The organism is Christiangramia crocea, from assembly GCF_022410465.1.
GTDB lineage: Bacteria > Bacteroidota > Bacteroidia > Flavobacteriales > Flavobacteriaceae > Christiangramia > Christiangramia crocea.
In genome coordinates, this window is the sequence record NZ_JAJSON010000025.1 from 187,633 (window position 1) to 209,719 (window position 22,087).

Genomic DNA, 22,087 nt, shown 5'->3' on the forward strand with positions numbered 1-22,087 from the left:
AATGAGAAAAATTAAAAAATGGTAGCTAATAAAGAAGAATTATTTTTCAAATGTCTGGATGTGGTGAACAGGCAGATTGATAAATATCAAAATGAAATGGATCAGATAAAGGAATCCATGGAGAATAATGATGCTCATACAGATTATGACGAAGATGATAGTAAAGGCCAACTCCTTGGAGATTTTGAAAAATATGCCGAATATCTGGATAACTCCAGGAAAATGAAGGAGAAGTTAAGCCGAATAGATCAAAAGCATTACAGTGAGCAGATCGATTTTGGAAGCATTGTGGAAACTTCTGAAAATTATTATTTCATTTCAGTTGCCGTGGGCAAGATTGTCTTAGATGAAGGCAGTACTGTATTTGCCATTTCAACCGAAGCCCCTATCTATCAGGAAATGAAAGGTAAAAAAGCCGGAGACAGTTTCACCTTTAACGGCAAGGAACATAAGATCCTGGAAGTTCACTAATCACTCAGGGTATTCAATTCGTAAATGGTAAATGTTCTTGAGCTTGCGCTTAAGTATTTTTTTCACCATCTGAATTTCCTTGAAGGTAATATTCGAGTTTAGGAACTGACCCTCTTCCATTTGTTTATCAATGATCTTTTCTACAAAATTATCAATAAGTACAGCGGTTGGTTCCTTTAAACTCTTACTTGCCGCCTCAACACTGTCACACATCATCAAAATAGCGGTTTCCTTACTGAAAGGGATAGGCCCTGGGTACCTGAAGTCTTCGGAAGGTGCATTTTCATTGATCTCTTTTTCCTTCATATAGAAATAATACACGGTAGTAGTTCCATGATGGGTCCTTATAAAATCTATTACCCTGTCTGGGAGATTGTTCTTTTTAGCAATCTCTATTCCTTTAATAACATGCTCAATAATTATCTGGGCACTTTCGCGTGGAGACAGTTCATCGTGAGAATTGACTGAAGTGGTCTGGTTTTCGGTAAAATAAGTAGGGTTATGCATTTTCCCAATATCATGATAAAGGGCCCCTACCCTGGCAAGCATCGCATTTGCATTTATCTCATTTGCCGCTGCCTCGGCAAGATTAGCAACATTCAGGCTATGATGAAAGGTTCCGGGAGCCTTTTCTGCAAGCTCTTTCAATAATTTAGAATTGGTATCTGACAGCTCAAGAAGAGACATATCGCTTACCATTCCAAAAATCTTCTCATAGACATAAATCAGCGGCTGAACAAAAAGAGTTGCCAGGCCTCCCAGAATAAAGGTCAGGAAGATCTCTGGTTTCATATCATTTATATCACCTTCCTGAATCACAGTGAACGCAAAATAGGCTACTATATAGACAAGGGTAATCTGTCCAACCGAAATGAAAAGGTTTGCTCTTTTATATAGCTCACTCACTGTTAGTATCGTAACTATACCTGCAATGATCTGAAGGAACATATATTCATAACTGTTGGGCACAATGAAGCCCAGTAACAACACCGTAATAACATGAGTGAACAAGCCTAACCGGGCATCAAAGAAAGCCTTTAACGTGAGCGGAAGTATACACAAAGGCACTACATATACATAGTCTATGTTGAAGTTAACTACCAAAGTGGTAAGCATCACCATAAAAATGATATTGAAGAATATGAATGTGACCTTTACGTTATTCTCAAAAACATGGGAGCGATATTTTCTCATGAAGAGAAGCAACATCAGTAATGCCAGTGCCACCAGGGCACTATAACCTACAATTATCCAGTTATAATTAGACTGGCTCCAAACCTGGGACTCGTATTCGGCCTTCAGGGAACGCAGGATGTGGTATTTGTTCCCTTCAACCACTTCACCTTTAGCTATAATACGACTCCCCTGCTCGATGATCCCCCGTGTATAGGATATGTTATTTAGTTTACTCTCAAGTTCTTTCTGGGTAAGGTTATTATTGAAAGTGACATTTGGTTCAACCGAATTGAAAAAGACTTCCAGTAACTCAGTTTTAAAAGATGAGAAACCGGCATTAGAAATCTGGTCACTTAAAAAACTTCTGATCTCACCCTGTTTTAAAATTCTCCGGTAGGCAACTTCGGAAGCTTCGTTTCCTTTCAGTAAATAGACCAGCTGATCAGGTTCCAGTCTTTCACTCTCCTGTAGCAAGCCAAATTCATAAATTTTATCTACTGTCTCTTCAATAAAATCATCAATGATTGTTTCGTATACATTCAATGTAGAATCAGCAAAAACATTCTGAACTTCCACCAAGGCATCTTCTTTTACTTTGTCCGGTTTTTCAGTATCAAAGTTATAATAAGGGATATGAGAGCCTGTAATATCCTGTTTTTCAGCTGCAATCTCCTCATCGGTCTTCAGAATGGCAAAATCAAAGGGCGCATATAGATTTTCATACTGCCATGGTTTTCCTTTAGGGATATCATATTTGAATTTGCCTCCTTTTGGAAGAAGGTAAACGATTAAAACTGAGGTAAGCACAAACAGGAAAACCTTGTAAAAAAGCGCCTGATTTTTGTATAGCTTATTAATGAAATCGCTCATAAATGTTCAGGTAATGCTCAAATGTAGTAAAAATAGGTCTGAATAAGCTTAGGTTATTTAATTCCTTATAAAATCACTAACTTCGCAACACCTCAATTAATAAAACTTAGATGATGAATAAAGAAGTAGTAATAGTAAGCGCCGCAAGGACTCCAATTGGCAGTTTTTTAGGTAGTTTATCTACAATTCCTGCTACAAAATTAGGGTCTGTTGCGATTAAAGGCGCCCTTGAAAAAATCAATCTGAAACCAGAGATGGTAGAGGAAGTACTGATGGGTAATGTGGTCCAGGCTGGTGTTGGGCAGGCTCCTGCCAGACAGGCCGCTTTGGATGCTGGAATACCTGATACGGTTCCCTGTACTACCGTGAATAAGGTTTGCGCCAGTGGAATGAAAGCCGTTATGCAGGGTGCACAATCTATCATGTTGGGAGACACCTCTATTGTTGTAGCCGGCGGCATGGAAAACATGAGCCTTATTCCGCATTATTTGTATTTAAGAAAAGGACAAAAATTTGGTCCCGCCAGCATGGAAGATGGGATGCAGAAAGATGGGCTTGTAGATGCTTATGATCATAATGCGATGGGAGTTTGTGCTGATCTTTGTGCAAGCGAGCATAATTTCTCCAGGGAAGATCAGGATAAATTCGCTATCCAGTCTTACGAAAGATCTGCTAAGGCTTGGAAAGAAGGCAAATTCGATAATGAAGTTGTACCAGTAGAAGTACCACAAAGAAAAGGCGATCCGATAATCGTTAAGGAGGATGAAGAATACAAGAATGTTCGCATGGATAAGATCTCTTCTTTAAGACCGGCATTCTCCAAAGAAGGTACAGTTACAGCTGCCAATGCCTCAACCATTAACGATGGCGCAGGCGCCATGGTATTGATGAGCAGGGAAAAGGCGGATGAGCTTGGTATTAAACCCCTGGCAACTATTAGAAGTTATGCTGATGCTGCTACCGAACCAAAATGGTTCACTATCGCACCATCCAAAGCGCTGCCGAAAGCAATCGCAAAAGCAGAAATTAAAATGGAAGAAGTTGATTTCTTTGAATTTAATGAAGCCTTTTCTGTGGTTGGTCTGGCTAATATGAAGATTTTAGGATTAAGCGATAAGAATACAAATGTAAATGGTGGTGCCGTTTCTCTTGGCCACCCTCTTGGTTGCAGTGGTGTAAGGATACTTATAACCCTGCTAAATGTTCTTGAACAGAATAATGCAAAAATAGGTGCTGCTGCGATCTGTAATGGAGGTGGCGGAGCATCGGCAATGGTAATAGAACGTAATGCCTAAATTTGAATAGAAGTTAATGCAATACGGTATTTGCCATTTAAGTATAGTACCGCTAAGAGCCTCGTCATCTCATGAAAGTGAAATGACTTCCCAGCTCTTATATGGTGAACACTTCAAAATCCTGGAAGAACGGGCCCAATGGAGCCGGATAAGGAATGCATTTGATGGATTTGAAGCCTGGATAGACAAAAAGCAATACAGGAAAATCGAGGAGGAAGAATATTATTCCCTTGAAGATACTGATTATCAGCTTTCTTCAGACCTTATAGAATATGTTACCGATAACAGTGGTCTGCTAATGCCAGTAGCTCTGGGCTCGGTGGTGAATTTCAGCCAGAAGCTGGCTCATAAATTCGAAGGACATCTCACAGAACCGCAACGTGGTACAAAGGATAAAATAGTAGATACTGCCCTGCTATATCTTAATTCACCTCATATCTGGGGAGGAAAATCACCTTTTGGAATAGATTGTAGTGGATTCACTCAAATGGTCTATAAACTAAACGGTGAAAGAATAAAACGAAGTGCTGCCGAACAGGCCAAACAGGGTGAGGCTTTGAGTTTTATTGAAGAGAGCGAGCCTGGCGATCTAGCTTTTTTTGATGACAACGAAGGTGTTATCAACCATGTGGGGATCATCATGCAGGATAATTATATAATTCACGTAGATGGCAAAGTTAGGATAGACCGTATAGATCATTCGGGAATATTCAGTGCCGAATTACGCAAGCATACTCATAAACTTAGAGTAATCAAGAAGATCATTTAATTATTCTAGACTACCATAAGTATTATAATTAAAAAACCCCGCTGAATCATCAGCGGGGTTTTTAGTATATCTATTAGTAAGATTAATTACTAATTACTGATTAAGCTTAGCTTTCATTTCCTCTACCTTTTCCTGATTTCCAAGATTCGAGTAAATATTCATTGCAGTCTTTATTGCATCTGTATTATTAGGCTCAATCTCAATGGCCTTTTCAAGAATTGGAACTACTTCTTTATAAAGTTCTTTTCTATCGGCGTCCAATTCCTCGTAACGTTCACTATCGGCTTTACTCATTCCAAGACCATTCATCTCGTCGATAATTTCTCTTTCCTTGGCCAGGATAGCTGCTACCTTATTGATTCTGGCATTATTCATTTCTTCATCAATAGCAAGGGCTTTATTGTAAAATTCTACAGCCTTTTCATTATCCCCTATTTCAGCGTACATCAGGCCAATGTTATTCATGGTATCTGCATCATTTGGGTCCTTTTCGGCAAGTTCTTCAAGTAAGGTTCTTGCTTTATCTTTTTCACCCATCTGATAGTACATATTAGCTTCAGCTTTCAGCAGGCTCATATCCTCAGGATTTGTAGCTTTTGCTTTATCCATAGCTGCTATAGCCTTGTCATAATCTTTCTGACTGATATATATACGGGCTATAAGTTGTGCTATATCACCTTTCTTAGAAGGAATTTTCCTTACAGAAGGTTCTTTATACTCATCTGTCTTAACCATAAGATCTCTTTGCTCCTTAGAGCCAAAAACTTCAACTTCACCAGTTTCAGCATTTACGGCTACGAATTCCTTTCCGGAACCGTCATAATCCATCTCGTTAAGCATCTCAAGATATTCAACAGCCTTGGTATAATCCTGTGCCTGCACAAGGTTATTGGCAGCATAATAAAGATAAATTGTATCCTGCTTACTTAGTTCATAACTTGTATAAAGCTTTTCTGCTGCAGACGCAAAATCTTCCTTGTTCTGGTCATCTATAGCGCTTTGAATAAGATTATTTTTCAAAGCCATTAAGCTTTCTGTAGCATCCTCATTTCCCATTTCAGCGGCTTTCTGAAATGCCTCCGCCGCAATTTTAAGATCTGCTGCTGAAGAATTTCCGCTTCCCATATAGGCTTTACCTTTATAGAAGTAGAAATTCTCTGTCCATTTGTCGTTAAGTTCTCCTAGGTTTTGTTCTGCTATCTTAAGCTGGGCTTTTGCTTCTGCATAATTACCATCATCAATGGCGTCTTCTGCATTTTTTACTTGATCTTTCTGGGCAAAAGCTGTCATAGAAAGAAGCGACAGACCCAGCATAATAATATTCGTTCTCATTGTTGTTTTGGTTTAAGTATATTTTTTATTCCTCACTATCATCTGCAATAGTTGTGCCATTCGCCGGCTCTTCACCACCTACAGGCTTTTCGGCGTCTTCCATACTTTCAACATCGTCCTCATCATGGAGTACCTTGGCAACTGCTGCGATAGCATCATTACCTTTAAGATTAATAAGTCTAACACCCTGGGTTGCACGGCCCATAACCCTAAGATCTTCAACCGCCATACGAATGGCAATACCTGATTTGTTGATGATCATCAGGTCATCATCATCACTAACATTTTTTATTGCGACAAGTTGTCCTGTCTTTTCAGTTACTGAAATCGTCTTAACTCCTTTTCCGCCACGGTTGGTAATTCGGTAATCTTCAAGGCTTGATCGCTTTCCGTACCCGTTTTCAGAAACAACGAGTATATCTGAATCAAACTCATCTACCGCAACCATTCCTACAACTTCGTCATTATCATCAGCCAAAGTAATACCTCTTACACCAGAAGCATTTCTTCCCATAGGCCGTGTCTTGCTTTCTTCAAACCGGATGGCCTTTCCGCTCTTAACCGCAAGCATTACCTGACTGTTTCCTGTAGTAAGTTTCGCTTCAAGCAGCTCATCTCCTTCTTTTATGGTTATTGCATTGATACCATTCGTTCTCGGCCGTGAATATTTCTCCAGTCTGGTCTTTTTCACCTGACCTTTTTTAGTGGCCATGATCACAAAATGATTGTTGACATATTCCTCATCTTTGAGATCCTGAGTACAAATGAAGGCATGCACCTTATCTTCAGGTTCAATATTGATCAGGTTCTGAATTGCCCTTCCTTTTGAGGCCTTACTTCCTTCAGGAATTTCATAAACCCTCATCCAGTAACACTTACCATTCTGGGTAAAGAATAGCATGTACTGGTGATTTGTTCCAACGAACAGATATTCAAGGAAGTCTTCATTTCTTGTAGTGGAACCTTTTTGTCCCACTCCTCCTCTATTCTGTTTTTTATATTCGCTTAATGAAGTCCTTTTAATATAACCTGCATGAGAAATGGTGATAACCACTCTCTCATCGGGGATCATATCTTCTATACTAAGGTCTCCACCAGAATATTCAATTTCTGAACGTCTTTCATCCCCATATTTCTCTTTAACTTCAATAAGTTCATCCTTAATAACCTGCATTCTGCGCTCTTTACGGGCAAGGATGTCTTCAAGATCTTCTATGGTCTTTAAAATTTCATCATACTCAGCTCTCAGCTTGTCCTGTTCCAGACCTGTAAGCTGTCTTAGCCTCATTTCAACGATTGCCTTTGCCTGAACTTCAGATAGCTCAAATCGCTCCATCAATTTAGTTCTGGCTTCATCTGCATTAGAAGATGCTCTAATTAAAGCAATAACTTCATCAATATTATCTGAAGCTATAATTAAACCTTCCAGGATATGAGCACGATCTTTTGCTTTACGTAATTCAAACTCTGTCCTGCGAACTACAACATCGTGCCTGTGTTCAACGAAATGATATATAAGATCCTTAAGATTCAGCATCTCCGGTCTGCCATTTACCAGTGCAATATTATTTACGCTGAAAGATGACTGAAGTGCCGTATGTTTAAATAAGGTATTAAGTACAATATTAGGAATTGCATCTCTCTTAAGCTGGTATACAATTCGCATCCCGTTACGATCAGATTCGTCCCTGATAAGACTGATTCCTTCGATCTTTTTCTCATTAACAAGATCGGCAGTTTTCTTAATCATATCGGCCTTATTAACCTGATATGGAATTTCGGTCACTACAAGATATTCTCTACCGTTGATTTCTTCCATATGAGATTTGGCTCTCATGACTATCCTTCCACGACCCGTTTTAAAAGCTTCTTTTACACCATCATAACCATAAATGATTCCGCCGGTAGGAAAATCCGGAGCTTTTATATGCTGGATAAGCTCGTCTATCTCAATATCATGATTATCAATATATGCTATCGTCCCGTCAATCACTTCTGAAAGATTATGGGGAGGCATATTGGTAGCCATACCTACGGCAATACCGCTGGCTCCGTTAACCAAAAGGTTTGGAACTCTTGTTGGCATTACAACAGGCTCACTTAATGAATCATCAAAGTTTAACTGGGTATCTACTGTTTCTTTATCAATATCAGCAAGCATATCCTCACTGATCTTACGCATACGCGCCTCAGTATAACGCATAGCCGCAGGACTATCACCGTCAACAGACCCAAAGTTACCCTGACCGTCCACAAGCATATACCTCATGCTCCAGTGTTGTGCCATTCTAACCATAGTGTCATATACCGATGAATCTCCATGGGGGTGATACTTACCTAATACCTCTCCTACAATTCTTGCCGATTTCTTATAGGCTCTATTGGAAAGAACCCCGAGTTCATACATTCCATACAAAACCCTTCTATGAACCGGTTTCAATCCGTCCCTTACATCTGGCAAGGCACGTGACACAATGACCGACATCGAATAATCGATATAGGCCGACTTCATTTCATCTTCAATGTTGATAGGAATTAGCTTTTCTCCTTCAGCCATATTTAAAATTTTAATTTATCTCAAAAAATCTAAGGGGCAATTTACATATTTTATCCCTCTTTAAGGGCATTCAGCGCCGGAATAGCCTTATTTTTATTAACAAATTTTTATTGTGATTTGGTTAATAAGTTCACTATTTTACACTTTGAAATATGAAAGTAATTTTGTCTATTAGCTACTAACTCCCTATTAGGTACAGTTTTTGACCAAATTCGTAGTGAAAATAAATTTTGAGAAAGGAAGATAAAATGGATGATAATTTTTCACCAAGAGTAAAAGATGTAATTGCTTACAGCAAGGAGGAAGCATTAAGACTTGGCCACGATTTTATCGGGACAGAGCATCTTATGCTTGGTTTGCTGAGAGATGGAGATGGAAAAGCTATAGAAATACTGAATGCACTGGAAATAGATCTTAGTCATTTAAGACGTAAAGTTGAAATTCTTAGCCCCGCAAATCCGAATACAGTTACGATTAATAACGAGAAGAAAAACCTGCATTTAACCAGGCAGGCAGAGCGTGCTTTGAAAACAACTTTTCTGGAAGCTAAACTATTCCAGAGTTCGTCTATAAATACCGCTCACCTTCTGTTATGCATTTTAAGAAATGAGAACGACCCTACAACTAAATTGCTGAACAAATTGAAAATAGATTACGACGGAGTAAAAGATCAGTTTAAATACATGATCGCTAGTGATGAGAATGATTTCTCTGACAGTCCTTCAGCTGAATCTTTTTCAGATGATGACGGTGGTGATGAAACTACCAGAGAGAACCCGTTTAGCAGTAGTGGTAGCACGGGAAAAACTTCTAAAAAGTCTAAAACTCCTGTTTTGGATAATTTCGGAAGGGACCTTACTGCCCTTGCAGAAGCAGATAAGCTGGATCCGGTTGTAGGAAGGGAAAAGGAGATCGAAAGGGTTTCTCAGATCCTTAGTCGAAGAAAAAAGAACAACCCTCTTCTTATAGGAGAACCAGGTGTAGGTAAATCGGCCATTGCTGAAGGTCTTGCATTGAGAATTGTAAAACGAAAAGTTTCACGAATTCTTTTTGATAAAAGGGTTGTGACACTTGACCTGGCAAGTCTTGTTGCGGGTACCAAATACCGTGGCCAGTTCGAAGAAAGGATGAAAGCGGTGATGAACGAACTTGAAAAGAATGACGATATCATCCTTTTCATAGATGAGATCCATACGATCGTTGGTGCCGGTGGCGCAACTGGAAGTCTGGATGCAAGTAACATGTTTAAACCTGCACTGGCTAGAGGTGAAATACAATGTATTGGAGCCACGACCCTGGATGAATACAGGCAGTACATCGAAAAGGACGGAGCTCTTGAACGTAGATTCCAGAAGGTGATCGTTGAACCTACCACAGTAGAGGAAACAATCGAGATCCTGAACAATATAAAGAATAAGTATGAAGAACATCATAACGTGGTTTACACAGATGAGGCTATCCTGGCCTGTGTGAAACTCACTAACAGGTATATGACCGACAGATTCCTTCCAGACAAGGCTATAGACGCCCTGGATGAAGCAGGGTCCCGTGTTCATATAACCAATATTGATGTTCCTAAGCAGATCCTTGATCTGGAGAGAAAACTCGAAGAGGTTAGAGAGAATAAGAATTCTGTAGTTAAAAAACAGAAATATGAAGAGGCCGCAAAATTAAGGGATGATGAAAAGAACCTTGAAAAGGAATTAAGTATAGCTCAGGAAAAATGGGAAGAAGAGTCTAAAAAACATAAGGAAACGGTTTCGGAAGAAAGTGTTGCCGATGTAGTTTCAATGATGACCGGTATTCCTGTAAACAGAATTGCTCAGACAGAAAGCAATAAGCTTGTGGAATTACCTATGAAGATCAAAGGCAAGGTCATTGGTCAGGATGAAGCAGTTGGCAAGGTAGTGAAAGCTATCCAGCGTAACCGGGCCGGACTTAAGGATCCTAATAAGCCAATTGGTTCCTTTATTTTCTTAGGTCAAACAGGGGTTGGTAAAACCCAGCTAGCAAAAGTTCTTGCTCGCGAGCTATTCGATAATGAAGACACGCTTATCCGTATCGACATGAGCGAATACATGGAAAAATTTGCAGTTTCTCGCTTGGTCGGTGCACCTCCGGGATATGTTGGCTATGAAGAAGGTGGTCAGCTAACCGAAAAGGTTAGAAGAAAACCCTATGCGGTAGTACTGCTGGACGAGGTTGAAAAAGCACATCCGGATGTATTCAATATGCTACTGCAGGTACTGGATGATGGTTATTTGACTGATAGTCTCGGAAGAAAGATCGATTTCAGGAATACAATAATTATCATGACTTCAAATATCGGGGCAAGAAAGCTTAAAGATTTTGGTCAGGGAGTTGGATTCGGAACTTCTGCCCAGAAATCCCAGGCAGATGATAACACAAGAAGTGTGATCGAAAATGCCCTGAAGAAAGCCTTTGCACCAGAATTCCTGAACCGTATTGATGATGTTGTGATCTTTAACAGTCTGGAAAGAGATGATATTCATAAGATCATAGACATCGAGCTTGCGAAATTGTTCGAAAGAATCCATGGCCTTGGCTACAACCTGAGCCTTACTGATAAAGCGAAAGACTTTATAGCAGAGAAAGGTTTTGACAAGCAATACGGAGCACGTCCACTAAACAGAGCGATCCAAAAGTATATTGAAGATGCCCTGGCGGAAGAGATCATTACCTCAAAGCTTAAAGAAGGTGATACTATAATTATGGACCTGGACGAAGATAAAAATGAATTAACGATCGATATAAAGAATTCAGTAAAAGAAACTGAATCTTAAGTAGTTATAAATAATTGATAAAAAAAGCCGCTTTTTCAAAGCGGCTTTTTTATTTTATTTTTTTACAATCGTTCAATTTCATCTAAATTAGTAGGTCTTAAGCCCCTACTCAATGCTAACAAAAAATATTGAACTTGACTTTGGAAAAGTCACTATTCATGAGAATATCATAATAGCAAAACTTAATGAAGGTATATTATTTGATGTTGAAAATAACAAGAAACTCCTTGAACTTGGTAAAGAAATCTTCAACCAAAAAAATTACGGATATATTTCCCACAGAGTAAATTCCTATGCTGTAGATCCTATGGTCTATTTCGAATCGGCAAATACAAAAAATCTAAAAGCAATAGCGGTGGTAAGCGAGAACGAAATGACCCGCCGCAATGCAGATCAGGTTGAAAGAAAATTCTATAAAGGCAATAATTCTTTTGAAGTCTTTCAAACACTGGAAGAAGCTGTTCAATGGATCAGAACCAGGATCTAATCTGCGAAATCCTCAATTTCGAAATTCTCTATAAAAATTTTAGCTTTCCTTATGTAAGGAGCCATAGTTCTGTCTTCGGTAAGCACCGGAACACTTTCCCTGAATTTCTCAAGCACTTCGCTAAGTTGTACGGAAGTCTTCGCCGGCTCCCTGAAATGAATTGCCTGGGACGCATTAAAAAGCTCGATCGCCAGTACTGTATTCAAGTTTTCAACCACTTTCAGCAGCTTGGTGGCGCTATTAGCTCCCATACTTACGTGATCTTCCTGTCCGTTAGAAGAGACAATGGAGTCTGTAGATGCCGGGACAGATAATTGTTTATTCTGACTAACAATACTTGCAGCTGTATACTGTGGGATCATAAAACCACTGTTAAGACCAGGATTCTCGACCAGGAAGTTAGGTAGTCCCCTTAACCCCGAGACCAGTTGAAAAGTCCTTCTCTCAGAAATATTGGCAAGTTCAGAAAGGGCTATCGCCAGGTAATCCAGCCCTAATGCCAGTGGCTGTCCATGAAAATTTCCTCCTGAAATGATCTTATCGGCATCAATAAAAATATTGGGATTATCGGTCACAGAATTTATCTCAGTCTTCACGGTTTTCCTTACAAATGAAAGAGTGTCTTTGGAAGCTCCATGAACCTGAGGAATACACCTAAAAGAATAAGGATCCTGAACATTTTCCTTTTCGGTCTGTGCAATTTCACTGTCTTCAAGAAAATTTCGAATTCTTTCAGCAGTCTTTATCTGCCCCCTGTGAGGTCTTACCAGGTGCACAAGTTCGTCATATGGCGAAAGATTACAATCAAAAGCGTCAATAGAGATCGCCCCGATAAGATCGGCCATATAAGAAAGCTTATAAGACTGAAGCAATGCATAAACCCCATGGGCACTCATAAACTGGGTACCGTTCAATAAGGCAAGGCCTTCCTTGCTTTGAAGTTTCACCGGCTCCCAGCCTTTTATCTCCAGTAATTCTTTCCCAGAGATCAGTCTGTCTTCAAAATACACCTCTCCATCGCCTATAAGAGGGAGGGCCAGATGCGCCAAAGGAGCCAGGTCTCCTGAAGCTCCAAGGGAACCCTGTTCATAAACAACAGGGAGTATATCATCGTTGTAAAAATCGATCAGCCTTTCAACAGTTTGAAGTGCCACTCCCGAATTCCCATAGCTAAGAGACTGGATCTTCAATAAAAGCATCAGTTTAACAACGGGTTTGGAAACAGCATCGCCGGTTCCACAGGCATGTGACCTTACCAGGTTCTCCTGAAGTTCGGTAAGTTTTTCGGAAGTGATCTTCACATTGCAAAGCGCACCAAACCCAGTATTTATTCCGTAGACCGGAGTATCACTCTCCTTTATCTTTTTGTCAAGATACTTTCTGGATTTTTCGATATTCAACCTGGCTTCATCACTTAAGGCTAGTTTCTTTCCCGTTTTAATAAGATCATGAATAACTTCAATGTCTAAAACTGCAGAACTTATATAATGATGGCTTTGCATTTTAATGATTTGGTTTTATGGAATGCAAAAATCTTACTTCATGAATAAGATTCCAAATAATAAAGGCTTTAAATAAAGATATTTTCAAAAACTCCTGTCAATATTCCGGATCTTTAATTTCGCTCCGAAACAATTCCTTAATCGCCCTGCCCATATTCCTGGCAATATCTCCTGCTATTACACCTTCGTACCCCAGATCTTCTGAGGCAATATCTCCTGAAAGACCATGAATAAAAACTCCCAGGACCGCTGCAGATATAGGTTCATAGGCCTGCCCGATCAGCGAGGTGATTACACCGGAAAGGACATCACCACTTCCAGCTGTTGCCATTCCCGGATTCCCTGAATTATTTATGAAAATCTCATCCCTGTTAATAGTAAAAGTATGTGCTCCCTTAAGAACTATGATAACTTTGTATTTCTTACTGAAATCTTTTACAAGCTGCAGTTTATGAAAATCATCTTTCCATTCCCCTATCAGCCTTTTTAATTCTCCGGGATGCGGGGTAAGAACAGAATTCTCAGGAAGCATAGACAAAAACTCTTTATTTGCCGATATAATATTGAGACCATCGGCATCTATAACCAGTGGAGAATTTGAAGACTCAAGAAGCTTCTTTAAAGCATTCACCGATTTTTCTTGGGTTCCCGCTCCCATTCCAAAACAAACAACATCGGCCTCAAAATCTGCCGGAAAGTCACTTAATAATTCATTTTCGGGATCGGTAATTACCATAGCTTCGGGAAGACCGGTTTGAATGATCTCATATCCACATTTGGGTATATATAAACTACACAAGCCTGTACCTGTTCTCAGCGCAGCGGTAGCCGTTAGCAGCACACTCCCCATCTTACCATAACTACCTCCGGCTATCAAGGCATGACCATAATCACCTTTATGAGAATTCTTTTTTCTATGCTTGTAAAGTGCTAAAACGGTATCCCTGTCTGTCAGAAAAATTTTTGAGGACACCCCTGCCAGAAACTCCCTGTCCAGTCCTATATCAATAATCTGCAGGTCACCTGCATAGTCCATTGTTCCAGGAAGAAAAAATACAAGTTTGGGAGCCTGAAAGCTCAATGTATAATCAGCTTTGATCACCGCTGCATCTTTTCCTGGCGTTTTATCAGAAAATAATCCGCTGGGCATATCTACCGAAAGAGTGAAAGCCCGGGACTCATTCATTAGGTTTACAAGCCTGGCCACCCATCCTTCTATTGGTCGGTTAAGACCTATCCCAAACATGGCATCTATCAGAAAATCACCGGTGTCGATCATGGGAAAATCAGCCTCTCCTTTTATGAGGTGTGGCCAATCATTGGTTATTTCCTTTAATCGTTCATAATTGGAAAGAAAATCATCAGATCTTTTATCGCTATAATTCACTACAAAAACGGTAACCTGATACCCATGCTGAATTAAATGCCGGGCTACCACAAGTCCATCCCCTCCATTATTCCCAATCCCACAAAAAATCTTTATTGGAATGGGCGCAGCCTGCAACCTTTTATGAATTTCATTAAAAACCAGAGTTGCGGCTCGCTCCATTAGCTCTACGGAAGTTATTTTCTGCTTTTCGATACTTATTTTATCGGCTTCGGAAAGTTGTTCTGCAGAAAGTATTTTCATAGGAGTCATTTTGTTTTTTGGTCTCTCTCAAAGATAAACTTAAAGAATGATTTGGCATAATCTCCCATAAAAAGCCTAAATAAATATTGTATTCTTTTCGAATTGAATAAATTTGGGCAAATTTTTGAAAAAAATGAAAGAAATAGCCCTGTCTGAAAAGCATAAAGAACTTAACGCCAAAATGGTTCCCTTTGCCGGTTTTAATATGCCGGTTTCTTATGAAGGTGTGAATATTGAACACGAAACGGTTAGAGGAAAACTGGGAGTGTTTGATGTCTCACATATGGGTGAATTTCTTATCTCCGGGGAAAATGCCCTTGAGCTTATTCAAAAGATAAGTTCTAATGACGCCTCTAAACTGGTTGATGGTAAGGCTCAGTACTCCTGCATGCCTAACAATGACGGCGGAATTGTTGATGACCTGATTATCTACCGGATAGATGCTGAAAAATATCTACTGGTGGTGAATGCTTCCAATATTGAAAAAGACTGGAACTGGATAGCTCATCACAACACAATGGATGCTACTATGCGCGACATGAGTGATGATATGTCCCTACTTGCAATTCAGGGCCCTAAAGCCGCGGAGGCAATGCAATCCCTAACCGATATTAACCTAAAAAACATGAAATTCTATACTTTTCAGGTAGGAACTTTTGCAGATGTAGACAAAGTTATAGTATCAGCAACCGGATATACAGGAAGCGGTGGTTTTGAGATCTATTTCAGGAATGAAGATGCAGAACAGATATGGGATGCAGTAATGGAAGCAGGGAAGGAATTTGGCATAAAACCTATTGGCCTGGCAGCTCGTGACACACTGAGACTGGAAATGGGCTACTGCCTTTACGGTAATGATATAGACGATACTACCTCCCCTATTGAGGCTGGTCTTGGATGGATCACAAAATTCACAAAAGATTTCATAAATAGTGAAGCTCTGAAAGAAGAAAAGGAAAAGGGGCCAAAGCGTAAACTTATCGCCTTTGAACTTGATGAAAGAGGAATTCCCCGTCAGGGATATGATATCGTTGACGAGAATGGTAAGGTAATTGGAGAGGTAACTTCGGGCACCATGTCCCCTTCCCTTGAAAAAGGAATAGGTCTGGGATATGTACCTACAGAGATCGCAGGTGTTGGAAACAAAATCTTTATTCAAATAAGAAAAAAAGCTGTTCCTGCGACTCAGGTAAAACTGCCCTTTTATAAAGGCTAATTTATTTGAAAAAGATACTCATTTTAGGAGCTAGCGGATTTATAGGCAACGCCTTATATAAAGAGCTGCGCTCCTATTTTGATACCCATGGCACCTATCGTACGGCTACTGAATTCTTCAGTACCAACCATCAGTTCCATCATTTTGACATGGAGACTGAAAATATCGAGATCCTTCTTGAAAACTTAAAGCCAGATATTATCATTTCTGCCGTGAGAGGGAATTTTGATGCGCAAATCGCCACTCATTTTTCAATAATCAATTACATACTAAGACACAACAGCAAGCTGATATTCATCAGTTCTGCAAATGTATTTGATGCTTTTACGAATTACCCGTCTTATGAATACGACAAGACTTTGAGCCAGAGTATATATGGGCGGTTTAAGATCAAAATCGAGAATGCGTTATTAAGGCTTCCTAACCGCCAGTACAACATTGTAAGACTGCCAATGGTATTTGGAAAATCCTCTCCACGTATTAAGGAAATAAAAACCATCATTGATCTTGGGGAGCCTTTAGAGGTCTTTCCCAATGTGGTGATAAATACTACAGAAATCCAAAAGGTGACTCAGCAATTACATTATATCATCAACAGGAACAGGCAGGGAGTATTTCATCTTGGAAGTTCAGACCTAACCCATCAAAAAGATTTTATAGAAGAAATTTGCGAGGGACTGGGTTTTGAAAATCCGCTTTTTAAAAACGTGTATGATTCAAATTACGACAGGTTCCTGGCTGTCTTACCTAAGGACAATAAACTGCCAAAGAATCTGGAGATCACGATCAGTCAGGTTGTCGAGGCATCTACGAAGAAATAGCTGTTAATCTTATATTAAAGCAAACATCTCTCCCAGTTATTCCTAGCTTAATGTCTAAATTTAAGTAAAACCAGAAAAAATAAACTGATGAAAAAATTAAGTGAAGACGAAATTCAGAATAAATTAAAAGATCTTGAAGGGTGGACCTATGCAAAGAAAGCTATACATACTTCCTTTCAATTTGAAAACTTCAAAGAGGCTTTTACGGTTATGACCCGCATAGCTTTTGAAGCTGAGGCGCAGCAGCACCATCCCAACTGGGGGAATGTGTACAACCAACTGGAGATATCACTTTCCACACATGATGCCGATGGCGTAACCGAAAAAGACTTTAAAATGGCCAGTGCAATAGAGCAAATAGTTGATCCTTCAAATTGAAAAGAGATTTAAACTCAATGCAGGCTCCTAATGTTTTTCAAAATATTAGGAGCTTTTTTTATACTTTTGCCCGGATATTATTTTAATCTATCATGGGAAGAGCATTTGAATTTCGTAAAGCACGTAAGATGAAACGCTGGTCGGCAATGGCCAAGGCGTTTACCAGAATAGGCAAGGATATTGTTATGGCTGTGAAGGAAGGCGGCCCCGATCCTGACACCAATGCCAAGTTACGCGCAGTAATTCAGAATGCCAAGAGCGTTAATATGCCTAAGGATAACATTGAACGTGCCATAAAACGTGCTTCAGATAAATCCCAGGGTGATTATAAGGTTGTTCTATTTGAAGGTTATGCACCTCATGGGATCGCCGTACTCGTGGAAACCGCGACAGATAATAACAACCGTACCGTAGCTAATATCCGGTCACACTTCAATAAATGTGACGGGAACCTTGGTACTTCGGGCTCTGTGGAATTCATGTTTGATCATACCTGTAATTTCAGGATAAACAGTGAAGGCATAGATCCTGAAGAACTAGAACTTGAATTAATAGATTTTGGAGCCGAAGAAGTTTTTGAAGATGAAGACGGCATTCATATCTATGCTCCTTTTGAGAATTTTGGAAGTATTCAGAAAGAACTCGAAAATCGTCAGATTGAAATTATATCTTCAGGTTTTGAAAGGATCCCGCAGGTAACCAAAAGTCTTAATGAAGAACAGACTGCCGATGTGGAAAAACTTTTAGAAAGGCTGGAAGAAGACGATGATGTGCAGAACGTTTACCACACCATGGAAGTTTCTGAAGAATAATCAGAAATTCTCTGGAATCTTCCCCTCTACACCCTTATATAAACTCTGAATTTCCTTCAGGTCCTTTTCAAAATTTCCCGTTGGATAAAAAGGTGAATGTATTGTAACGGTTTTTGTTCCGTAGTCAAAGACAACAGGAATAACAGGCACTTTAGCCTTTATAGCAATAAAATAGAAACCTGTTTTCCATCTTTCGGTTTTCTTTCTGGTTCCTTCAGGAGAAAGTGCCAGCCGAAAGACATCTTTTCGTTCAAACATTTCGGCGATGGCATCCACTTTTTTCTGATTTCCTGTGCGATCTAAGGGAGAGCCTCCAACCATCCTGAAATACCACCCAAAGGGTGGCCTGAAAAGTTCTTTCTTGCCTACAAAATCTATATGAACTCTCATGATCTTTCTCACCAGTATTCCGATGAAAAAATCATAAGAACTCGTGTGCGGTGCAACGATCACTACACATTTCTTGATAGCCGGATCGAAGGAATTCTTGAGTTTCCAGCCTAAAATTCTGAAAAAAATAAGCTTTGTCAGCAAGCGCATACGATGCTATTCCCGGGCGTACTTGACCGATTCATCCCCTTTTCTCCTTTTTCTTTCTTCTCTCAAAAGAGAAAGTTCCCGTCCAGTTTGTCCTTTTACGGAAGTATTTTCCTCGGCTCTTCGCAGCAAATAGGGAACCACATCACGTACAGGGCCAAATGGCACCAGTTTTACTGCATTATACCCCTTTCTGGCCAGATTGTAACTTATGTGATCACTCATGCCGAATAACTGACTGAACCATATCCTATCGTCATCAATAGCCAGGCCTTTATCCTCAATGATCTGAAGAGCCAGGTAACTGCTTACCTCATTATGAGTTCCTATAAACACCGAAATATCTTCAAGGTGATTCAAACAATAGGAAAGCACACTATTAAAGTTAACATCAGTAGCTTCCTTGTTTTCACAAATTGGCGTTGGATATCCCATTTTCTTAGCCCGGGCATTTTCCTTTTCCATATAGGCCCCGCGAACGATTTTTGCTCCGATTTTAAAACCTTCTGCCTTTCCTTTTTCGTGAAGGTCTTTCAAATAGGTAAGGCGATCCCATCTATAACACTGGAGCGTATTAAAAATAAGCACTTCTTCTTTATTATACTTTCGCATCATTTCCTCCATGAGGTCATCGGCGGCTGTTTGCATCCAGGTCTCTTCGGCATCGGCATATAATCTTACCTTAAGTTCATAAGCACGATTACAAAGGCTATCCACTCTCTTTTTTACTCTCTCCCATTCCTCTTTTTCATCATCAGTAAGGCTTATCTTCTCACTTACCTTTTCCCATATCTCAAACCTTCCGATCCCGGTTGGTTTGAACATAGCGAAAGTAATTTCCTCGCTTTTTTTAGCATAATCTATAAGACTTAGCTTTTTTTCCATTGCAGCATCAAATTCGGCTTCGGTCTCCTTTCCTTCAACCGAATAATCCAGTATGCTGTGAAGATTCTCATCATACATTTCCTTAGTAACCGGTTTGCAGTCTTCTTCAGTGACTCCTCCGCAAAATTGCTCAAAGATCGTTTTCTTGATAAGGGTTTCCACCGGAAGGTGAAGTTTTAAGGAAAATTTGGTTAAAAAAGTACCGATTTTCACGAAGGTTTGCCGGTTCATTAATCCAAATAAAAAAAGTGCTCTGTCAAGTTCGGCATTTGATTTTAACTTGAAGGCAGCTTTAGTGTTGTTGAAGATTTTTTTTCTAATCATGGTGTGGTAGTACTTATGGCAAATATAATTATTGAAACTTGATTTAATTAATATTTTCTCTTTAATTTCGGGGTTTAAAACCATGTAAAATGATTGATTCAACAGCCTCTTTGAACCCTGTTCTCTACGCTGAAAACGCTTACCGAAAACTCAACGACTTTCTCGCTGATAATGACCCTACTAAGATCTTTATTCTGGTAGATGGCAACACTCATGAACATTGCCTGGCGAAATTCATGCAAAGACTGGAAAGCAATCCTGAAACAGAAGTAATTGAGATAGAAGCCGGAGAAGAATTCAAGAATCTGGAAACCTGTGAAGGCGTTTGGAACGCTTTATCTGAACTGGAAGCTGACCGGAAAAGCCTCATGATCAATCTTGGTGGAGGCGTTGTGACCGATCTGGGTGGATTTGTGGCTTCTGCATTTAAACGTGGTATCAGCTTCATAAACATCCCCACTACCCTTCTTGCTATGGTAGATGCATCGGTTGGAGGTAAAACCGGCGTAGATCTGGGAAATTTAAAGAACCAGATAGGAGTAATCAACCAGCCGGAAATGGTTCTCATAGATACCCAATTCCTTTCTACGCTTCCGCAGGAAGAAATGCGCAGCGGTCTGGCAGAAATTTTAAAGCATGGTTTGATTGCCAGTGAGGCTTACTGGGAGAAAGTTTCTAAACTCGATGAACTTGATCTTGCCGATCTTGAGGATATAATCCGGGAATCTGTAGATATTAAAAAGAATATTGTTACCAGGGATCCTTTTGAAAAAAACATTCGAAAGACGCTTAATTTTGGACATACCCTGGGCCATGCCATAGAGTCTTACTGCCTCACCCATCCTGAGAAGAAACGTCTTCTCCATGGTGAAGCTATCGCAGCAGGCATGATCCTGGAAACCTATATCTCTACCCAATTACAGAGTTTTCCGAAGGATAAATTTGAAAATATAAATCAGATAATTAAGGGTATATATGGCCAGGAAACATTTTCTGAAGATGATATTGTTCAAATAAAGGATCTTATGAAATTCGACAAGAAAAATGAACGTGGAAATATCAATTTCGTTCTGTTGAAGGATATTGGAAAACCCGTGATAGATATAGTGGTTCCCGATGAACTTATTCAAAAGGCATTTGACAGATATTTAAGTAATTGATTTTTAACCTCTTAAAAATAAATATAAATAGCCTTAATGTTTTGTATGCAATTTATTTTTTTATTTATACTTGCATAAATCATTCAAACTATGAAAAGGATAATCGTAGACTACAAAAAGCTCACTCCCGAAATTCTTGGCCTGTTGGTAGAAAAATACCCCGACGGTTATGATGATGGTCAGATCATTTCATTTAAAAATGCAAAAAATGAAACTGTAGACGCTGTTGAGGTTCGTACAGATGATACAGTTTACCTTGTAAAGGTTAGTACCCGTCTTGAAAATACCATGGCGAATTTTGATGAGGATGACTACGATGATTCAGAATTCAATGATCCTATTGTGGAAATTCCCGAGAAAGACGATGAAGAATCTGAGGAAGAAGATCTCGATAAATAAAAAAATATAAGTAAAAAAGAAAGGAATGCGAATCGCATTCCTTTCTTTTTTAATCAAAATTTATTTTGTTAAGCATGTTGCAGATCGTGCTTACCTTCTTTTATCTCTTCAATAACTTTAGCATTGAAAGCGGGAAGATCACCAGGATTCCTGCTGGTCACCAGGGCCTCATCCACAACTACTTCTTCATCTACCCAAAGAGCTCCTGCGTTCTCCACATCTTTTCTTATCGAGTGGAAAGACGTCATGGTTCTTCCTTTCACAACCTCTGCACTTATCAAAGTCCAGGCTGCATGGCATATCGCTGCTACTGGTTTACTTTGTTTAAAGAAATCCCTTACGAAAATAAGTGCAGATTCCTCTCTTCTTAATTTATCCGGATTTATCACCCCTCCGGGCAGGACCAGGGCATTATAATCTTTTGCTGAAACCTCGTCCAGTGTATAATCTACCTTATATTCTTTTCCCCAGTCATTCTTATCCCAGGCTTTTATCTTTCCTTTTTCAAGGCTAACTATATCAACTTTAAAACCTTCTTTCTCCATTGCTTCTTTTGGAGAAGCCAGTTCGCTCTCTTCAAAGCCATGAGTGGCCAAAATTGCAATTCTCTTTTCCATAATAAAGTTTATTTTTGAGTTCACCTAAAGGTAAAGAGGACTTAA

19 protein-coding genes are annotated in these 22,087 nt (G+C 39.5%); 11 read left to right on the forward strand and 8 right to left on the reverse strand.

What is annotated here, in order from left to right; genetic code table 11:
• Window positions 1–18: 18 nt before the first annotated feature.
• Complete coding sequence (locus LU635_RS12495; protein ID WP_240099736.1) at window positions 19–471, forward strand: transcription elongation factor; 453 nt, start codon at window positions 19–21, stop codon at window positions 469–471.
• Here LU635_RS12495 and LU635_RS12500 read toward each other — a convergent pair whose 3' ends face one another.
• The gene (locus tag LU635_RS12500) at window positions 472–2,517 is read right to left on the reverse strand and encodes an HD family phosphohydrolase (RefSeq protein WP_240099738.1); all 2,046 of its coding nucleotides are present in this window, start codon (window positions 2,515–2,517) and stop codon (window positions 472–474) included. It lies immediately after the preceding gene.
• Between the two features lie 113 nt (window positions 2,518–2,630).
• Here LU635_RS12500 and LU635_RS12505 point away from each other — a divergent pair, with 113 nt between their 5' ends.
• Window positions 2,631–3,812: an acetyl-CoA C-acyltransferase gene (locus LU635_RS12505; protein WP_240100244.1), complete on the forward strand. Its 1,182-nt coding sequence runs from the start codon at window positions 2,631–2,633 to the stop codon at window positions 3,810–3,812.
• Between the two features lie 16 nt (window positions 3,813–3,828).
• Window positions 3,829–4,581 carry a C40 family peptidase gene (locus LU635_RS12510; protein ID WP_240099740.1) on the forward strand — a complete coding sequence of 251 codons (753 nt, stop codon included), beginning with the start codon at window positions 3,829–3,831 and terminating at the stop codon, window positions 4,579–4,581.
• Window positions 4,582–4,674: 93 nt separating this feature from the next.
• On the opposite strand, the gene LU635_RS12515 is transcribed toward LU635_RS12510, so the two are convergent.
• Both LU635_RS12515 and gyrA read right to left on the reverse strand, forming a co-directional pair.
• Window positions 4,675–5,913 (reverse strand): tetratricopeptide repeat protein, encoded by a 1,239-nt coding sequence (locus LU635_RS12515; protein ID WP_240099742.1) that lies wholly within the window; start codon window positions 5,911–5,913, stop codon window positions 4,675–4,677.
• A gap of 25 nt (window positions 5,914–5,938) precedes the next feature.
• Complete coding sequence (gene gyrA, locus LU635_RS12520; protein WP_240099744.1) at window positions 5,939–8,470, reverse strand: DNA gyrase subunit A; 2,532 nt, start codon at window positions 8,468–8,470, stop codon at window positions 5,939–5,941.
• 248 nt (window positions 8,471–8,718) lie between these two features.
• Between gyrA and LU635_RS12525 the strand changes: the two genes are divergently transcribed.
• Entirely contained in the window at window positions 8,719–11,274 is a 2,556-nt protein-coding gene (locus tag LU635_RS12525) for an ATP-dependent Clp protease ATP-binding subunit (RefSeq protein WP_240100245.1), read from the forward strand.
• Window positions 11,275–11,386: 112 nt separating this feature from the next.
• On the forward strand, window positions 11,387–11,761 hold the full coding sequence (locus LU635_RS12530) for a DUF7793 family protein (protein ID WP_240099746.1): 375 nt from the start codon (window positions 11,387–11,389) through the stop codon (window positions 11,759–11,761).
• Here the strand turns inward: LU635_RS12530 and hutH are convergent.
• Window positions 11,758–13,263, reverse strand: coding sequence for a histidine ammonia-lyase (gene hutH / locus LU635_RS12535; RefSeq protein WP_240099748.1), 1,506 nt, complete (start codon window positions 13,261–13,263; stop codon window positions 11,758–11,760). The genes LU635_RS12530 and hutH overlap by 4 nt on opposite strands.
• Before the next feature lie 97 nt (window positions 13,264–13,360).
• The gene (locus tag LU635_RS12540; RefSeq protein ID WP_240099750.1) at window positions 13,361–14,893 is read right to left on the reverse strand and encodes an NAD(P)H-hydrate dehydratase; all 1,533 of its coding nucleotides are present in this window, start codon (window positions 14,891–14,893) and stop codon (window positions 13,361–13,363) included.
• 133 nt (window positions 14,894–15,026) lie between these two features.
• On the opposite strand from LU635_RS12540, the gene gcvT reads away from it, so the two are divergent.
• From gcvT to LU635_RS12560, 4 genes are all read left to right on the forward strand, one after another.
• Window positions 15,027–16,109 carry a glycine cleavage system aminomethyltransferase GcvT gene (gene gcvT / locus LU635_RS12545; RefSeq protein ID WP_240099752.1) on the forward strand — a complete coding sequence of 361 codons (1,083 nt, stop codon included), beginning with the start codon at window positions 15,027–15,029 and terminating at the stop codon, window positions 16,107–16,109.
• A gap of 5 nt (window positions 16,110–16,114) precedes the next feature.
• A complete protein-coding gene (locus LU635_RS12550) occupies window positions 16,115–16,930 on the forward strand; it encodes a sugar nucleotide-binding protein (RefSeq protein ID WP_240099754.1) in 816 nt (271 codons plus the stop codon).
• Between the two features lie 87 nt (window positions 16,931–17,017).
• Complete coding sequence (locus LU635_RS12555) at window positions 17,018–17,308, forward strand: 4a-hydroxytetrahydrobiopterin dehydratase (protein WP_240099756.1); 291 nt, start codon at window positions 17,018–17,020, stop codon at window positions 17,306–17,308.
• A 92-nt stretch (window positions 17,309–17,400) separates the two neighbouring features.
• A complete protein-coding gene (locus tag LU635_RS12560; protein WP_240099758.1) occupies window positions 17,401–18,120 on the forward strand; it encodes a YebC/PmpR family DNA-binding transcriptional regulator in 720 nt (239 codons plus the stop codon).
• Here LU635_RS12560 and LU635_RS12565 read toward each other — a convergent pair whose 3' ends face one another.
• Both LU635_RS12565 and LU635_RS12570 read right to left on the reverse strand, forming a co-directional pair.
• Complete coding sequence (locus tag LU635_RS12565; RefSeq protein WP_240099760.1) at window positions 18,121–18,660, reverse strand: 1-acyl-sn-glycerol-3-phosphate acyltransferase; 540 nt, start codon at window positions 18,658–18,660, stop codon at window positions 18,121–18,123.
• Between the two features lie 6 nt (window positions 18,661–18,666).
• Complete coding sequence (locus LU635_RS12570; RefSeq protein WP_240099762.1) at window positions 18,667–19,866, reverse strand: proline dehydrogenase family protein; 1,200 nt, start codon at window positions 19,864–19,866, stop codon at window positions 18,667–18,669.
• Between the two features lie 89 nt (window positions 19,867–19,955).
• Here LU635_RS12570 and aroB point away from each other — a divergent pair, with 89 nt between their 5' ends.
• Entirely contained in the window at window positions 19,956–21,026 is a 1,071-nt protein-coding gene (aroB, locus tag LU635_RS12575) for a 3-dehydroquinate synthase (protein ID WP_240099764.1), read from the forward strand.
• 90 nt (window positions 21,027–21,116) lie between these two features.
• The gene (locus LU635_RS12580) at window positions 21,117–21,425 is read left to right on the forward strand and encodes a hypothetical protein (protein ID WP_240099766.1); all 309 of its coding nucleotides are present in this window, start codon (window positions 21,117–21,119) and stop codon (window positions 21,423–21,425) included.
• Between the two features lie 68 nt (window positions 21,426–21,493).
• Here the strand turns inward: LU635_RS12580 and LU635_RS12585 are convergent, their stop codons facing one another.
• The gene (locus tag LU635_RS12585; RefSeq protein ID WP_240099768.1) at window positions 21,494–22,042 is read right to left on the reverse strand and encodes a type 1 glutamine amidotransferase domain-containing protein; all 549 of its coding nucleotides are present in this window, start codon (window positions 22,040–22,042) and stop codon (window positions 21,494–21,496) included.
• Window positions 22,043–22,087 lie beyond the last annotated feature (45 nt).

Coding starts and splice junctions, on each gene's coding strand:
- LU635_RS12510 (WP_240099740.1), top strand. CDS start 3,829: ATGCAATACGGTATTTGCCATTTAAGTATAGTACCGCTAAGAGCCTCG.
- LU635_RS12530 (WP_240099746.1), top strand. CDS start 11,387: ATGCTAACAAAAAATATTGAACTTGACTTTGGAAAAGTCACTATTCAT.
- LU635_RS12495 (WP_240099736.1), top strand. CDS start 19: ATGGTAGCTAATAAAGAAGAATTATTTTTCAAATGTCTGGATGTGGTG.
- LU635_RS12560 (WP_240099758.1), top strand. CDS start 17,401: ATGGGAAGAGCATTTGAATTTCGTAAAGCACGTAAGATGAAACGCTGG.
- LU635_RS12515 (WP_240099742.1), bottom strand. CDS start 5,913: ATGAGAACGAATATTATTATGCTGGGTCTGTCGCTTCTTTCTATGACA.
- gcvT (WP_240099752.1), top strand. CDS start 15,027: ATGAAAGAAATAGCCCTGTCTGAAAAGCATAAAGAACTTAACGCCAAA.
- LU635_RS12585 (WP_240099768.1), bottom strand. CDS start 22,042: ATGGAAAAGAGAATTGCAATTTTGGCCACTCATGGCTTTGAAGAGAGC.
- aroB (WP_240099764.1), top strand. CDS start 19,956: ATGATTGATTCAACAGCCTCTTTGAACCCTGTTCTCTACGCTGAAAAC.
- LU635_RS12525 (WP_240100245.1), top strand. CDS start 8,719: ATGGATGATAATTTTTCACCAAGAGTAAAAGATGTAATTGCTTACAGC.
- LU635_RS12500 (WP_240099738.1), bottom strand. CDS start 2,517: ATGAGCGATTTCATTAATAAGCTATACAAAAATCAGGCGCTTTTTTAC.
- LU635_RS12505 (WP_240100244.1), top strand. CDS start 2,631: ATGAATAAAGAAGTAGTAATAGTAAGCGCCGCAAGGACTCCAATTGGC.
- LU635_RS12570 (WP_240099762.1), bottom strand. CDS start 19,866: ATGATTAGAAAAAAAATCTTCAACAACACTAAAGCTGCCTTCAAGTTA.
- LU635_RS12540 (WP_240099750.1), bottom strand. CDS start 14,893: ATGAAAATACTTTCTGCAGAACAACTTTCCGAAGCCGATAAAATAAGT.
- gyrA (WP_240099744.1), bottom strand. CDS start 8,470: ATGGCTGAAGGAGAAAAGCTAATTCCTATCAACATTGAAGATGAAATG.
- LU635_RS12565 (WP_240099760.1), bottom strand. CDS start 18,660: ATGCGCTTGCTGACAAAGCTTATTTTTTTCAGAATTTTAGGCTGGAAA.
- hutH (WP_240099748.1), bottom strand. CDS start 13,263: ATGCAAAGCCATCATTATATAAGTTCTGCAGTTTTAGACATTGAAGTT.
- LU635_RS12580 (WP_240099766.1), top strand. CDS start 21,117: ATGAAAAGGATAATCGTAGACTACAAAAAGCTCACTCCCGAAATTCTT.
- LU635_RS12555 (WP_240099756.1), top strand. CDS start 17,018: ATGAAAAAATTAAGTGAAGACGAAATTCAGAATAAATTAAAAGATCTT.